This is a genomic window from Pseudomonas sp. AB39(2026), assembly GCF_059831485.1.
In genome coordinates, this window is record NZ_CP195212.1 from 988177 (window position 1) to 1003996 (window position 15820).

Consider the following 15820-nt stretch of genomic DNA (forward strand, 5'->3'; position numbering starts at 1 on the left):
CCTTCACATCAATACGCGCGGCCCCGCCATGTTCCCGACCCCTCAGCGCATTCGAAACCACAGCAGGATCACCCGGCGCTTTGCGTTCTGTTTCGCCGCGCTGATGGCGAGCCTGTTTCTAGTAGTGGCCGTTGCGCTTATTTCCATCGCGCGCAGCCAGAATGCCCTGATGGAGGCGCACAGCAAGGTCGAAATGGTGCGCAGCCTCGACGCCAGCACTCGCTTGATCAACACGGCAATGAAGGACTATGCCTTCTGGAATGAAGCCTGGAGCAAGGTGGGCCGCGGGCCGGTGGACACTTCTTGGGCTTTCACCCAGGACAATATCGGCCCCTCCCTGTACACGGACTATTCCATCGACGGGGTGTTTATCATTGGGCCACAGCTGGACACGCGCTACGCAATGATCGAAGGCCGCTTGAGCCCACTGGCCGCCAGCCAGTACCTCACGGCAAACCTGGCCCAACTGGCCCAACTGGCCCGTACAGCAGCGGCCCAGGGCCAGACCGTGTATGGCTACTACTTGGTGGCTGGTCAGCCGGCCGTGGTGTATGCCGGGGTGGTGAAACCTACGCAAGAGAACGATGAGGCCATACTGGCCAGCCTCCCTGTGATGCTGTTTGTGGACGTACTGGACGTGTCCCGTCTGAGCCAGGTGTTCGGCGCACCAGGGCTGAGCATCGCCCCCGCCAGCGCGCTACCCGGCGTGGAACCGTTCCTGGACATCACTGCGGACAGCGGCCTCACCTTCCGGCTCAATTGGACGGCTGAAAAGCCCGGCGATGCGTTTCTTCACACGTTGCTACCCATGCTGGCGGGTATCGTGGTGCTGTTCGGGTTGCTCCTAGCGGTGCTGGAACGGGGCCTGATGAAAGCTGGGCGGGATTTCGACCTCAGCCAGACCGCCTTGGCGCACAGTGAAGAGCGTTTCAGGTCCATTACCGAATCAGCCTCCGATTGGGTGTGGGAAACCGACCCCCACTGCAAGCTGACCTTCCTCTCCGGCCGCTTCCAGCCCCTTACAGGCTTTGAACCAAGCCGCTGGCTGGGTCGGCATTTCTGCGAGCTGGTGAACATCGGCTGTGACACCTTTCAACGCCTGGCGGCCGTGGAAGGGCATGGGGCTTCTATACAGCACCAGGCCGAGTGCGCCTACCATGACGCCCACGGGGCGCTGCGCCATTGTCGGCTGTCGGTAAGGCCTGTTCACGAGGGTGAGGTATTGATCGGTTACCGCGGTACGGTCAACGACGTCACCGAAGAGGTAGACGCCAAGCGCCGGATCAAGCATATGTCCGAGCATGATGCCCTCACCGGCCTGGCCAACAGGGGCTATTTGCAGGCCTATCTGCGGGGCACGCTGGCAGGCCGCGTTCAGCCGCTGTACGTGCTGAGCATGGACCTGGACCGGTTCAAACCCATCAATGACACCTTGGGCCACGCGGCCGGGGATGCCGTGCTGTGTACCGTAGCCGACCGGCTGCGCAGTTGTGCGCGGCCAGGAGACCTGGTCGCACGCCTGGGCGGGGACGAGTTCGTACTGGTCATGGACCGCCTTCCCGCCGGCCAGGACCTTGCCCAGGTGTGCACACACGTGTGCCAGACCCTTGCACTGCCCATGCGCCACGGCGAACACGACCTGTGCATCGGCGTGAGTATCGGTGTGGTGACAGCCCCTGAGGACGGCCATCGGCCGGACGACCTGCTTCGGTTTGCTGACATTGCCCTTTACGAGGCCAAGGATGCCGGGCGAAATACGTGGCAACTTTACGTGCCGGCCATGAGTGAGCGTGTACTGGAGCGCCGCCAGACCGAAACCGATTTGCGCACAGCGTTGAACCGGGATGAGCTATTCCTTGAGTTCCAACCCCGTTTCGCCATAGACGGCGCGACGCTGTCGGGTGCCGAAGCGCTGGTTCGCTGGAACCACCCTCTACGCGGCCGGCTGATGCCAGACCAGTTCATTGGTATCGCCGAAGAAACCGGCATCATTGTAGACATGAGTGACTGGGTATTACGCAGGGCCTGTGAAGCCGCCCTCACGTGGCCAGACACGCTCCTGGTATCAGTGAACCTGTCGCCCTTGGAGTTCCAGCGCGGCAACCTGGTCCAGCGTGTAGCGGCCGTGCTGAAGGCCACGGGGCTGCGCCCGGCGCGCCTGGAGCTGGAAATCACCGAAACGGTGCTGCTGGAAGACTCCACTGCCGCGCTGGTGGCGATGAACCAGCTCAAGGGGTTGGGTGTAAGGTTGGCCATGGACGACTTTGGTACCGGCTACTCGTCCTTGAGCTACCTGCGTACTTACCCTTTCGACGGCCTGAAAATCGACCGCAGCTTTATCGCCGACCTTCACGGGGCGGCGCGAGGGGCCGGTATCGCGATCATCGAGTCCATCATCGGCCTGGGCAAGGCCTTGACCATGACCGTCACGGCAGAGGGTGTGGAAACCGATGGCCAGTTGAACGACCTGATAAAAGTCCACTGCGACGAAGCCCAGGGGTACTTGCTGGGGCGCCCGATGTCCTCGGAAGCCCTGCGCGCTGCGGCAGAGGGCGCTGAGGCTCTACCTCCACCGACAGTGGTTTCCTAGACGGCAGGGCGCTTGCTCAAAAACAGGTCGCCAAGGTTTCCACCACCTGTAACTGATCGTCCACCACACACCCCGTGCGCCATTTGTCAAAGGTGAGGCAAGGGTGGGAGGTGCCGAACGCCACAACGTCGCCTACCTGAAGCACGCAGCCAGGTGCCACACGCATGAACGCGTGCTGGTCCATGATGGCGGTGACCTCACAGGCACTAAGGTCCTGGGCGTCGGCCGCCGTGCCACCGGCAGGGTAGCCACGCAAGGGCTTGGGCAGGCCGGCGTCATGGGCCACGTCGCGCTTGCCCAGGGCAATCACTGCAAACTCCGGCTCGGGCATCGATTGCACATGGGCAAACACCTCCAGGGCTGGGCGTAGTCCCTCGGGCAGGTCGTGGCGTCGGTTCAGCACACCTCGCTGTGCGTCCTGGTAAATGCCATGGTCATGGGCCACGTAGCTGCCAGGGCGAAGCACCGCCAGGAACCGGTCACGCACCGCCTGGCGATCGAACTCTTCAGCCACCAGGTCGTACCAGGCTGAACCTGACGCCGTCACGATGGGCCTGGCCCCTACGAAGCGGCCCTTGTTCTGCAAGGTAATGGCCAGGTACACCAGGGAGGCTGCAAACGCCCGGATGCCTACCACGGCCTGAGCGCCATGAATCACGCCCTCATAACCCTCAATACCGGTGAGTGCCAGGGCAGGCTGAGCGGCAATGGCATCCGCCAGCGCCAGTACGTCTTCCTCGCTGCGGCAGCCACAGCGCCCGCCCACCACGCCGTATTCGATCATCACATTCAGGCGCTGCCCACGCTGGGCGAAATACTCACCCAAGGCACGCACGTTGTCTGGGTGGTCCACCAGGCAATGGAACTCGAACGCGGGGTCTTGAAGCAGGTCTGCGACCAGCGCCATGTTCGGCGTACCCACCAACTGGTTGGCCATGAGCACGCGACGCACGCCGTGCGCATAGGCAGCATGGGCCTGGGTGGCGGTCGCCAGGGTAATGCCCCAGGCGCCATGGGCCAGTTGGCGCCGGAACAGGCCCGGCATCATGGTGGTTTTGCCGTGGGGCGCCAGTTCAGCTCCTGCACTGCTTACGAAGGCCTGCATCCAGCGCAGGTTGTGTTCAAGGGCGTGCTGATGCAACACCAGGGCAGGCAGGCTGACATGGTGCAACACATGGTCACCGGCCTGGGCAGCGCCTTTCTCTACCAAAGCGTTATTCATGAGGTTGTCCTACTGTTGTGTGCGCCGGGCCAACTGGTCGGCGTTGTCGATCAGTACCTGCCGATAAACCTCGTAGTGCGTTTTGGCATCCTCACGGGGCGCCACGATACAGAGCGTGGCCACACAGGTGCCTTGGCTGTCGCGTACCGGTGCGGCAAAACAATGGGTGAAGGTGTCAGCGATACTGTCGAACGAAAAGAAGCCCTCGGCACTGGCCGTACGCACCTGGGCGATAAAGTCGCCTTCAGGCAGCCGCTGGCCATCGGGCAGCACAAAATCCTGGGGGTCAATCAAGTCCAGAATCGCCTGGTCGCTCAGGTGCCCAAGCAGCAGCCGACCGGAGGCGGTCCAAGGAATCGGCGCGTCTTCGCCAATGTCTGACGAAATACGGAAATGCCGCGCACCTTCCTTCATCAGTGCCACCGTGTACTTGCGCCCGTTGAGCAGACACAACTGGGCGGTTTCCCGTGTTCGCTCAACGATGTCCCCCAAGGCCCGTTCAGCCTCACGGGTGAAGTCGAAATGCCGCAGGTGCGCCTGGCCCAGAAAATACAACTGGCGGCCCAGGTAGACCTGCCCTTCCTGGCCCATAGGCTGCAGAATACCGCGCTCCAGCAGCAAGGCGACCAGTTCGTACACCGTAGACTTGGGGCTGCCAATGTTCAACGCGATTTCGCTGGGGCGCAGGGGTATGCCGGCCAGCTTCAGATGGTCAAGTATGTCGAACGCACGGTCCAGGCCCCTTGCCCGCCGCTTGATGGCTTCCTCGCTCATGCCACCGAGGCCTTAGGCCTGTACGCAATGCAGTCAATCTCCACCTTGCAGTCCACCATCATGCTGGCCTGCACGCATGCCCTGGCGGGCGCATGTTCAGGGCTGAAATACTCGGCGAACACCTTGTTGAAGCTGGTGAAGTCGCGGGGGTCGTCCAGCCATACGCCTACACGCACCACATCTTCGAGCCCATACCCCGCTTCCTCGAGAATCGCTATAAGGTTTTTCAGGGTCTGGTGGGTCTGCGCCACAATGCCACCGCTGACGATTTCGCCGTTGTCTGCAGGCACCTGCCCGGAAACGTGTAGCCAACCGTCGGCTTCCACTGCGCGGGCAAAGGGGCGGGGTGTGCCACCCGCAGCGGTGCTGCCGGTGCCGTAACGGGTAATGCTCATGTGAAAATCCTCATCACTAAAAGCGAATATTTTTCAAAAAATCCTTCAGCCGTGTCGACACCGGGTGATCGAACAGGGCTTTAGGCGCACCCTGCTCTTCGATGCGCCCTTGGTTCATGAACACGATCTGGTCCGACACATCGTAGGCAAAGCGCATTTCGTGGGTCACCAGCAGCATGCTCATGCCCTCCTCTGCCAGCCCCTTGATCACCGCCAACACCTCCCCTACCAGCTCAGGGTCCAGTGCCGAGGTCGGCTCGTCAAACAGCATCAGGCTGGGGCTCATGGCGATGGCCCTGGCAATGGCCACCCGCTGTTGCTGGCCGCCAGACAACTGGCCGGGGTAATGATGCTTGCGGGCCAGCAGCCCTACACGGTCCAACCAGGTTTCGGCCAGGGCCACGGCCTGGTCCCGAGGCAGCTTCTTGACCTTGCGCAGGCCCAAGGTAACGTTTTCCAACGCTGAAAGGTGTGGGAACAGGTTGAACTGCTGAAACGCCATACCGGTCATTCCCCGGTGCGCAGCCACTACCTTCTCCGGATGCCGCACACGCCTGCCCGCTTGTTCGTGATAACCGATGCTTTGCCCTTCCAGCACAATGCGCCCCTGTTGAAAGTCTTCCAGCAGGTTCACGCAGCGCAGCAAGGTGGTCTTGCCTGAGCCACTGGAGCCTATAAGCGTGAGTACGTTACCCCGCTGCAAGGTGAGGTCCACGCCTTTGAGCACCTCGGTGGTGCCATAGGCTTTGTGCAGGCCCTGGATGCTCAGCAAGGGTTGGGAGGTGTCTGTAACGTTAGGCGTCATGGCAAGGCCACCCTTTTTTCAATAGCGCGCCCCAGCAAGGCGATGGCGTAGTTGATGACAAAGAACAGCACACCGGCGAACAGGTAGAACTGTAGCGTCATGAAGTTGCGGGCAATGACCTGCTGAGTACTGAGCAACAGCTCAGCTACCCCGATGACGGAGAGCAATGTGGAGGCCTTGACGATTTCGGTGGCAGCGTTCACCCAGGTAGGCAGCACCTGCCTCAGCGCCTGGGGCAACAACACATAGGCCAGCGACTGCCTGAACGTCAGCCCGATAGCCTTGCCCGCTTCCAGCTGCCCTCGGGGTATGGCCTGCAAGGCCCCGCGAACGATTTCTGCCACATGGGAGGCACAGAACAGGCTCAGCCCCAGGCTGCCTGCCGCAAAGGCGGTGATCGGCCAGCCCAGGGCGGGAGCCATGTAGAAGCAGGCCAGGACCAGCACAAATACCGGCGTACCGCGCACAAGGTCCACATATATGCGAAACGGCCACCGTCCCCACCAGCGACCATAGGTGAGCACCAGGCCAGCACACACACCCAGCACGGTGCCGCACAGGATGGCCAGCGCCGAGCACTGCACCGTGGTCAACAACCCGGCAGAAAAGGCGCTGCGAGCAGCCCAGAGTTCATGAAACCAGCTTGGCGGTTGGTACATGTGTAGCCCCTATCGGCGGATGGCAAGGCGCTGCTCTACCATGCGAAGCAGTAGCGCAATCAAGTAGCAGGCGGCCACGTACAGCGCCGTGGTGACGAGCCAGGTTTCGATGACCCGGTAGCTTTCAACGTTGATCTTGCGGGCGTAGTAGGTCAGCTCCGGTACCGCGATGGCGGCGGCCAGAGAGGTGTCCTTGAACAGAGAGATGAAGTTGTTGGACAGGGCCGGCAACACGTTGCGCAGCATTACCGGCACCAGGATGGACGTACGAATCTGCCCTTCGGTCAACCCGATGGCCAGCCCGGCCTCACGAAGCCCCTTGGGTATACCCACCAGGCCGGAGCGAAACACCTCGGTCAAGTAGGCACCGGCGTACAACGACAGGGTGACCACGAACGATGACAGCTTGTCCAGGCGGATACCCGCACTGGGCAGCGCAAAATAGATGCCCAGGATCAGCACCAGGATCGGTGTGTTGCGAATCACAGTGACGTATAGCGAGGCCAGGCCACGCAGGGCCCGGCGACGCGACAGTAACGCGAACGCCGTGGCCAGGCCAATCACACAGCCGATGGCGATGGAGGCCAGTGCCAGTTCCAGGCCTAACCCCAGGCCTGCCAGCAGGCTAGGGAAATCGCGCCATACGGCCGAGAAGTTGAGCTGATAGTTCATGGCGGCAACCCCGGCTTACTTGTATTCCATGGGGAAGCCGATCTGTGGGGTAGGCAGGTCAACGCCAAACCATTTTTTGAACGACGCGGCGTACATAGGGAATTCCACGCCGGTCATGGCTTCATGCAAGGCAGTGTTTACAAAGTTGAGCCAGTCCAGATCACCACGCTTCACCGCACAGGCATAGGTTTGCGGGCTCCAGGCATAGGCCGGGGACCGGTAACGGCCAGGGTTCTGCACCATCAGGTACTTGACCGAAGATTGGTCAGTAGCGGCCGCGTCCGCACGGCCCGAGTTCACTGCCTGGTACATCAGGTCCACGCTGTCGTACTGGTCCACTTTGGCTTTGGGCAGCGCCTGGTGTACCAATTCTTCGGCATACACGTTCTGCAGTACGGCCACGGTCACGTCGTCGCCTGCGTTGCGCAGGTCATCGATCTCCTTGTATCGGCTGGCCTCTGGCAACAACAGTGCTACCCCTTCCCGGTAATACGGCAAGGTGAACGCCACCTGTTGCGCCCGGCTCGCGGTGACGGTGATGAACTGGCAGCTCATGTCCACCTTGTCGGTGAGCAGGTTGGGAATACGTGCGTCAGAGGACTGCACCACGAACTCCACTTTGGCCGGGTCATTGAACAACCCCTTGGCAACCATGCGGCCAATGTCCACATCAAAACCTTGCAAGGTGCCGTCTGCTCCCTGGAAGTGCCAGGGTGCATTGGTGCTGCCGGTGCCCACCACAAGATGACCACGGGCCAGAACGCTGTCCAGCTTGCTGGCGTCCGCCGCTTGAACCGTAGCTGTCCAGGCCATGGCCGACAGGGCGGCGAACGTCAGGGCCTTCAATGAAAACGTCACACGCTGCATAAGCTGTTCTCCGTCGATAGATTTTTCCGCTATAGCGGAACAATGTTTGCCACAACGGAATAAATAGCAGAAAGCATGCCATTTGCTTGGCCCAGGTTTATCACGTAAAAAACCCCTGATCTGTCAGTAGCCTACCCACTGGCGACGGGCGCTATTGCGCGTCATTGAGTTGCTACCAAACCACCCGATGCACCGTATCGGCGCGTAGGGAAACAAAAAGATTCGTTGGCATCGGCCTATCACCCAATCAGGAGTACTTACCTATGAGCACCACCGCTATCGACTTTCTGCCAGACCCGGACCCGGACTCTATATCTTCTGATGTAGCGAGCTTTCAGGGGCTACTGGTTACCACGCAAATTCCTGTGCGGGCCGATGGCAGCCTGGAGCTGGGTGATATCGAAGCACAAAGCACCTGCACCCTGGCCGCGTTGAAGGTGGCGCTCGAAAAGGCTGGAAGCTCCTTGGACCGGGTGATGCACTTGACCATCCACCTCACCGACATGGCCGACCGGCCGGCCTTCAATGCCGTGTATCAGCGGTTTTTCAGCAAACCCTGGCCCGTGCGGGCAGCGGTAGGTGTGGCGGCATTGGCGGTGGAAGGCATGCGAGTGGAGGTCACTGCGATGGCAGTTCAGCGCTAGGGCGTTGGTACAGGCCGGCTAGCGCCGGCAGGTGCCTGTCCAATAGGCAGCAGCCCTAATCTGGATCCTTCTTGCCGTCAAAGAACAGGCTCCCTAGCCTTTTTTTTGACGCTAAACAGTGGTGTGACGTTTAAGCTAAAGAACCACCGCCAACAAACCGCCAATAAAATCCCCCATTACCTCTCTCCAACTGTTTCTTTGACGTTTTCGTTAACACGCTCAGCAATTCTCTGAAGCCGCTGTCATACACCGTCGTTACCTGCGCCGACTTCTTGGCAACGCCTTTCACCTTTTCTATGCGAGCGAATAACCACATGATTTTCAACGTTAAGGATTTCGGCGCGGTCGGGGACGGTATCACGGACGATACAGCAGCCATTCAGTCAGCGATCAACGCTGCCCAGGCGGCAGGTGGCGGCACGGTCTTCGTGCCCACAGGCACCTTTATCGTGTCTGCTCGCGAGGAACCAGGCGACGGCTGCCTGATGCTCAAGAGCAACGTCTACCTGGAAGGTGCAGGCGCCGGGCTCACCACGGTGAAAGTGGCCGACGGCTCCAACACCAAGATCACCGGCGTGATCCGCTCGGCCTATGGGGAAGAAACCCATGACTTCGGCCTGAGCAACCTGACCATCGACGGCAACCGGGATAACACCACCGGTAAGATCGATGGCTGGTTCAACGGCTACATTCCCGGCCAGGATGGCCAGGACACCAACGTGACCCTTAGTGGGGTCGAGATCAAAGACTGCTCGGGGTACGGCTTCGACCCCCACGAGCAGACCGTGAACATGCTGATCGAGAACTGTGTATCCCATGGCAACGGCCTGGACGGCTTTGTCGCGGACTACATGATCGACACCAAGTACGTGAACAACGTGGCGTACGACAATGACCGCCACGGGTTCAACATTGTGACCAGCACCCACGACTTCACCATGACCGGCAACGTGGCCTACGGCAATGGCGCCGGTGGCATCGTGGTGCAGCGCGGCAGCGAGAATATTCCTTCGCCTTACAACGTCACCATCGAGGGCGGCGCCGTGTACGACAACGGGGCCGAGGGTGTACTGGTGAAGTTGTCCAGCGGCGTGACCGTGACCGGCGTGGACATTCACGACAATGGCGGCGCAGGCGTACGCATCTACGGCAGCAGCGACGTAACCGTCACGGGCAATACCCTGACCAACAACGGCCTGAATGCGCCGGTGCCGGAAGTGATCATTCAGAGCTTTGACGACACCAAGGGCGTGTCGGGCAAGCTCTTCTCCGGCAGCGACAACCATATTCTCGACAACACCATCACCGGCGGCGCCAACTCCACCTATGGCGTGGCCGAGCGCGACGAAAACGGCACTGATCGCAACACGATCCTGGACAACACCATCAGCCACACCACCAAAGGCAGCACCTTGACGTACGGCGACGGCACTACCGTGGGCACTACACCCTCCGAGGATACACCCCCTCTCCCTAGCACCCCCCAAGGCACCACCGGCGATGACACCCTCACCGGCACCGATGGCAACGACACACTGCAGGGCTTGGCAGGGAACGACACCTTGATAGGTGGTGCGGGCGATGACACCCTCAATGGCGGCAGTGGTGTGGACACCCTTACCGGTGGCACCGGTGCAGACACCTTTGTGTTCGAAAGCCGCTCGGACAGCTTCCGCAACTACAACAGCGGTGGCGCCATACGCGTGGACACCATCACTGACTTCACGGCGGGCCAGGACCGCATCGACCTGTCGGCACTGGGCATCACCGGGCTGGGTGATGGTCGCAACGGCACCGTGTATGCCACCGTCAATAGCGCAGGCGACAAAACGTACATCAAATCCTTGGAGCCGGACGCCAGCGGCAACCGCTTCGAGCTGATTCTGAGCGGCAACCTGCTCAACACCCTCAAGGCTACGGATTTTGTCTTTGCCACCCCCGCTGTGGTGAATCATGCACCCGTGGTGGCTAACCCCCTGACAGACCAGGCGGCCACCCAGGCCACAGCTTTCAGCTACACACTCCCGGCCGGCAGCTTCACGGATGCCGACAATGATGCCCTGACCTACACCGCCACCCTGGCAGACGGCAGCGCCCTGCCCGCCTGGCTGACCTTCGATGCGGCAACGCGCACCTTCAACGGCACACCTGGCGCCACGGCGGTCGGTAGCTTGAATGTCACCGTTACCGCTGCCGATGGCCGCGCAGGCCTGGCAAGCGACAGCTTTGCCTTGACTGTTCAGGGCCCACCTGACACCAGCCCCCAAGTGCTCACGGGCACGGCGGGTAAAGACACACTGACCGGCGGTGCGGGCAACGACGTGCTGATCGGCGGTGCCGGGGCCGACCAACTCACGGGCGGTGCAGGGGCTGACACCTTCCGGTTCACCAGTGTCACCGACAGTTATCGCACCGCCAGCACCAGCTATGCGGACACCATCACTGACTTCACCGTGGGCGTGGACAAGATCGACCTGGCCGGCCTTGGCTATACCGGGCTGGGCAATGGCTACAACGGCACCCTGCTGCTGCAGTACAGCGCCAGCGCCAACAAGACCTACATCAAGAACTATGATGCCGACGCCAATGGCAACCGCCTGGAGCTGGCGCTGGCTGGCAACCTGCTGAACACCCTGCAAGCCTCGGACTTTATCTTCGTGGCCCCACCAGCGAACCACGCGCCCACGCTGGCGGTGCCGCTGGATGACCAGGCGGCCAAGGAAACCCAGCCCTTCAGCTATACGCTGCCGGCAGGCAGCTTTGCCGACTCGGACAACGATACGCTCACCTACACCGCAACATTGGCCGACGGCAGCGCCCTGCCCAGCTGGCTAAGCTTTGACACCGCCACCCGTACGTTCAGCGGCACCCCGGACACCAACGCGGCGGGCACCTTGAGCGTGACAGTCACCGCTGCGGATGGCCGCTCAGGCCTGGCCAGCGATACCTTTACCCTCACCGTGCAGGATACTCCCAGCGCCCCTGCCGTTGTGCTCACCGGCACTGCCGGCAAGGACACCCTTACCGGTACTGACGCAAACGAGCAGTTGCTGGGCCTGGCAGGCAACGACACCCTTAATGGGGGCGATGGCAATGACGTTCTGGTAGGGGGAGCCGGCATCGACCAGCTCACCGGCGGCGCGGGCAACGACGTGTTCCGCTTCACCAACCTGACCGACAGCTACCGTACCGCTACGGCCAGCTTCTCCGACACCTTGGTGGATTTCACCGTTGGCCAGGACAAGATCGACCTGTCTACCCTGGGGTTCAGTGGCCTGGGCAATGGCTACAACGGCACGCTGTTGCTGCAATACAGCGCCAACACCGGCAAGACCTTCCTTAAAAGCTATGACGCGGACGCCAATGGCAACCGCTTCGAGCTGGCCCTCAAAGGCAACTACGTAGGCACGCTGGACGCCTCCAGCATTCTCTTCACGGCAGGTGGTGTGCCAGGGAACCACGCACCGGTGGTGAGCGACCCATTGCTGGACACCACCGCAACCGAAAACTCACCTTTCACCTATGTGGTGCCGGTTACGGCCTTTACCGACGCCGACGGCAACCGGCTGGTGTATACCGCCACCCTTCAGAACGGCACGCCTCTGCCCTCGTGGCTGACGTTCGATGCTGCCACCCGTACGTTCAGCGGTACCCCTGGGGAAAACCAGGCCGGCGAATACAACCTGCTGGTCACCGCCAAAGACCCGAGCGGCGCGTCGGTCAGCGATGTGTTTGCGCTGCAGATCGCCAAGGCCCCGATCCATGCGGTGACCGGTACCGACGCCGGTGAAAGCCTCGCCGGCACGGCCTTTGACGATCAGATACTGGGCCTGGGCGGCAACGATACCTTGCGCGGCGGTGCAGGCAACGACGTGCTAGACGGCGGTGCCGGGGTGGACGCCTTGTATGGGGATGCCGGGAACGATGTGTTCCGCTTCAGCAACGTGCTCGACAGTTACCGTGACTACGATAGCGGCGGCCTCACGGCCACCGACACGATCTACGGCTTTACCCAAGGCCAGGACAAGATTGACGTCAGTGCGCTGGGCTTCCTGGGCCTGGGCAAGGGCGACAACCACACCCTCACCATCAGCCTGAATTCGGCAGGTACCAAGACCTACATCAAGTCGCCGGAAACAGACGCCGATGGCAACCGGTTCGAGATCACCCTGGATGGCAACTACCAAGGCAAACTCACCGACAGCGACTTTGTGTTCGCCGACCGTGCCCAGCAGGACATTCTGTTCCTGCCTACCTTGGGCCAGTCCAATGCCCGGTTGATGCGCACCATCAACGACGATGGCCATTCAGGCATCAGCGAGATGGTCGATGACCTGAAAAAGTACACCGACTATGACGTGCGCAGCCAGTTCACCGATGCCGACGGCAACGGCATCGATGTGGCCGTGGGCGGCAGCACCGTGTGTGGCGTGTCTACCGGCACTGCCGAACAACTGCGCCTGTCCTGGTGGTTCACCGACACCAATGAACCAGGGCCTGCGCTGCTGCGTGCCGTGGGCCTGCTCAAAGAGCAAATGAGTACCCTGCAGGCGGTCGACAAGGTGACCATGGGCATCATCTGGGGCCAGGGTGAGGAAGCAGCCCAGGAAATCTCCCGCGCCGCTGACCCGGTGGCTCAGGCTGAGCTGTACAAAGCGTCTACCTTGAAAGTATTCGACTACCTGCACGCACAGTTGGGCGATTTCAAGGTGTACCTGATGGAAACCGGCCACTACGATGCCGACGGCGCACGCGTTCGGGGCTTCGACGAGGCCACCATCGCCTCCGTGCTCAATGGCGTACAAGCCGTGCGCGCGGCTCAACAGGCCATTGCCGCCGAGCGCAGCGACGTGTTGCTGGCCGTGGACTACAGCGACCTGCCGTTGCGCCAGGAAGTGGACCCCATCACCTACCCGGACGATGTGTGGCACCTGCATGAAGGGTCTGCTGAGATCGTGGGCCAGCGCCTGGCCGACTACATTGCCGGCGACCTGGGCTATCAGGGCAACCCTGACGACAACACCACCGTCCAAGACATCTATGACAAGGCAGCCAGCCAGGTGGGGGGTTACATCCGCGGCACCGACCAGGACGACACACTGGTGGGCAGCGCCCAGAACGATACCCTGGACGGCGACCTGGGCGCAGACACCCTGAGCGGCGGAGACGGCAAAGACACCTACATCGTGGACAATGCCCAAGACGTGGTGATCGAGACCAACAGCGCCAGTTCTCAGATCGATACGGTCAAGGCCTCCGTGAGCTGGACACTGGGCACGAACGTGGAATACCTGGTGCTCACTGGCCCTTCGGCCATCGATGGCACCGGCAACGAACTGCGCAACTTCATTACCGGCAATGCGGCCGCCAACGTGCTGGACGGCGGCGCTGGCGCAGACAGCCTCACGGGCGGTGACGGTTCGGACACCTACTACGTGGACAATGCCGACGATAGCGTGATCGAGACCAATACCAACGTGATCACTGGCGGGAACGATACGGTGTACAGCACCCTGGCCACTTATACCCTGACGGCCAACGTGGAGAACCTGGTCATCAATACCGACCTGGCTGCCAACGGCATCGGCAATGCCTTGGACAACCTGCTGGTGTCAGGCGCAGGCAACAACGTGCTCGATGGCCGTGACGGCAACGACACCGTGTCCTATGCCACCGCCCTGGCCGGGGTGACCGTGGGCCTGAGCACCACCGCCCAGCAGAATACCCAGGGTGCCGGGCTGGACACGCTCAAGTACATCGAAAACCTGATCGGCAGCCAGTTCGGTGACACCCTCACTGGCAGTGGCGGCGCCAACACCCTGGACGGCGGCGATGGCAACGATACCCTCAACGGCGGTGCCGGCAACGACGTATTGATCGGCGGTGCCGGCGCAGATGCGCTGACCGGCGGAAGCGGTGCCGATACCTACCTGTTCAAAGCGCTGAGTGACCTGGGGCTGGGCATTCAGGCCGACACTGTGTACGGCTTCAAGTCCGTAGAGGGCGATACCCTGGACCTGTCTGGTGTGGACGCCAACAGTGCCACCGAGGCCCATGAAAGCTTCACGTTCATTGGCACCGGCGCTTTCAGCACCAGCGACGCCACCGGCCAGCTGCGCTTCGAAAACGGCGTGCTATATGGCAGCGTAAACGCCGACGCCACGCCGGAGTTCGAAATCAAGCTAGTGGGTGTGACCGCCTTGCATGCCAGCGACCTAGCGGTCTAAAAAGAGAAGCCTGCTACCTGTTGAGCCAGGTTCGCAGGCTTCGCCAGCTTCCTACAGGGGCCCTGTTGTGGGACCGGTCGTAGCCGAAGGCGTAGGCCGGGAACATACCCTGCGTTACCTGATCGGCCAGGTTCGCAGGCTTCGCCAGCTTCCTACAGGAGGCCTGCTGCGCACGGCCGTTGTGGGACTGGCCGTAGCCGAAGGCGTAGGCCGGGAATGTATCCTGCCTTTACCTGTTCGGCTAGGTTCGCAGGCTTCGCCAGCTTCCTACAGGGGCCCTGTTGTGGGACCGGTCGTAGCCGAAGGCGAAGGCCGGGAACGTACCGCATGCCATGCGCTTGCAAAAATGTGGGGGCTAAGGGAGGCCAAAGGATGGTCGAGAAGGTCTACATTCGCGGACTGCAATATACCGACGCGCCCGCACTGCTGGCGTTCGAACACACCAATCGCGCCTGGTTCGACGCCCATATCGAGGCTCGCCCGCCCTCGTTCTATTCTCTTCAGGGCGTGGCCGATCACATCGACACCTACCTCCAAGGCCTGGCGGCAGGCACTTGGCACCCCTTCGTGCTCTGTACCCCTAAGGGCGACATTGTGGGCCGCGCCAACCTCAAAGCCATCAACCAGGCGGCTGGTGAAGCCGAAGTGGGCTACCGCATTGCCCAGCAAGCCACCCGCCAAGGGTTGGCCACGTTAGCGCTCGAACATCTGATGCACCAGGCGCGAATGCGCTGGGCGCTGCACACACTCGTGGCCTGGGTCTTCGATGAAAACAGAGGTTCACGCCGCGTGCTAGAGCGCTGCGGTTTTCATGAGGCGATGACGAATGCCAGCGAAATCGCCACACGAGAGCGCCGATTCGTTTATCCGTTGCTACCCTTGGGCGACATGCCTTGAGTCATTAAGGCGCCTGCTGGAAATGACGCGTTCTACACCTGAGCACTTTTGCTGACACCTACCAGGAA

At 61.4% G+C, this 15820-nt stretch carries 11 protein-coding genes; 4 read left to right on the top strand and 7 right to left on the bottom strand.

Annotated features, from left to right (window positions below; translation table 11 throughout):
• Nucleotides 1–28 precede the first annotated feature (28 nt).
• A complete protein-coding gene (locus tag ACSAMW_RS04275) occupies nt 29–2590 on the top strand; it encodes a bifunctional diguanylate cyclase/phosphodiesterase (RefSeq protein WP_500592821.1) in 2562 nt (853 codons plus the stop codon).
• A gap of 16 nt (nt 2591–2606) precedes the next feature.
• On the opposite strand, the gene ACSAMW_RS04280 is transcribed toward ACSAMW_RS04275, so the two are convergent.
• Genes ACSAMW_RS04280 through ACSAMW_RS04310 form a run of 7 tightly spaced genes read right to left on the bottom strand, consistent with a single transcriptional unit; the run spans nt 2607 to nt 7930 of the window.
• Nucleotides 2607–3812, bottom strand: a complete 1206-nt coding sequence (locus ACSAMW_RS04280; RefSeq protein WP_500592822.1) for an amino acid deaminase — start codon at nt 3810–3812, stop codon at nt 2607–2609.
• A 9-nt stretch (nt 3813–3821) separates the two neighbouring features.
• On the bottom strand, nt 3822–4586 hold the full coding sequence (locus ACSAMW_RS04285) for an IclR family transcriptional regulator (RefSeq protein ID WP_500592823.1): 765 nt from the start codon (nt 4584–4586) through the stop codon (nt 3822–3824).
• Complete coding sequence (locus tag ACSAMW_RS04290; RefSeq protein ID WP_500592824.1) at nt 4583–4981, bottom strand: RidA family protein; 399 nt, start codon at nt 4979–4981, stop codon at nt 4583–4585. Before ACSAMW_RS04290 ends, ACSAMW_RS04285 begins: the two co-directional genes overlap by 4 nt.
• Nucleotides 4982–4997: 16 nt before the next feature.
• Nucleotides 4998–5786, bottom strand: a complete 789-nt coding sequence (locus ACSAMW_RS04295) for an amino acid ABC transporter ATP-binding protein (protein ID WP_500592825.1) — start codon at nt 5784–5786, stop codon at nt 4998–5000.
• Nucleotides 5783–6445, bottom strand: coding sequence for an amino acid ABC transporter permease (locus ACSAMW_RS04300; RefSeq protein ID WP_500592826.1), 663 nt, complete (start codon nt 6443–6445; stop codon nt 5783–5785). The genes ACSAMW_RS04295 and ACSAMW_RS04300 overlap by 4 nt, the downstream gene beginning before the upstream one ends.
• 9 nt (nt 6446–6454) lie before the next feature.
• Nucleotides 6455–7117: an amino acid ABC transporter permease gene (locus ACSAMW_RS04305; protein ID WP_500592827.1), complete on the bottom strand. Its 663-nt coding sequence runs from the start codon at nt 7115–7117 to the stop codon at nt 6455–6457.
• Nucleotides 7118–7132: 15 nt separating this feature from the next.
• The gene (locus ACSAMW_RS04310; protein ID WP_500593974.1) at nt 7133–7930 is read right to left on the bottom strand and encodes a transporter substrate-binding protein; all 798 of its coding nucleotides are present in this window, start codon (nt 7928–7930) and stop codon (nt 7133–7135) included.
• A 317-nt stretch (nt 7931–8247) separates the two neighbouring features.
• Here ACSAMW_RS04310 and ACSAMW_RS04315 point away from each other — a divergent pair, with 317 nt between their 5' ends.
• The 3 genes from ACSAMW_RS04315 (at nt 8248) to ACSAMW_RS04325 (ending at nt 15752) form a co-directional block, all read left to right on the top strand.
• On the top strand, nt 8248–8628 hold the full coding sequence (locus tag ACSAMW_RS04315; protein WP_500592828.1) for a RidA family protein: 381 nt from the start codon (nt 8248–8250) through the stop codon (nt 8626–8628).
• Between the two features lie 314 nt (nt 8629–8942).
• A complete protein-coding gene (locus ACSAMW_RS04320; protein WP_500592829.1) occupies nt 8943–14855 on the top strand; it encodes a putative Ig domain-containing protein in 5913 nt (1970 codons plus the stop codon).
• A gap of 372 nt (nt 14856–15227) precedes the next feature.
• Entirely contained in the window at nt 15228–15752 is a 525-nt protein-coding gene (locus ACSAMW_RS04325; protein ID WP_500592830.1) for a GNAT family N-acetyltransferase, read from the top strand.
• The last annotated feature ends 68 nt before the right edge of the window (nt 15753–15820 follow it).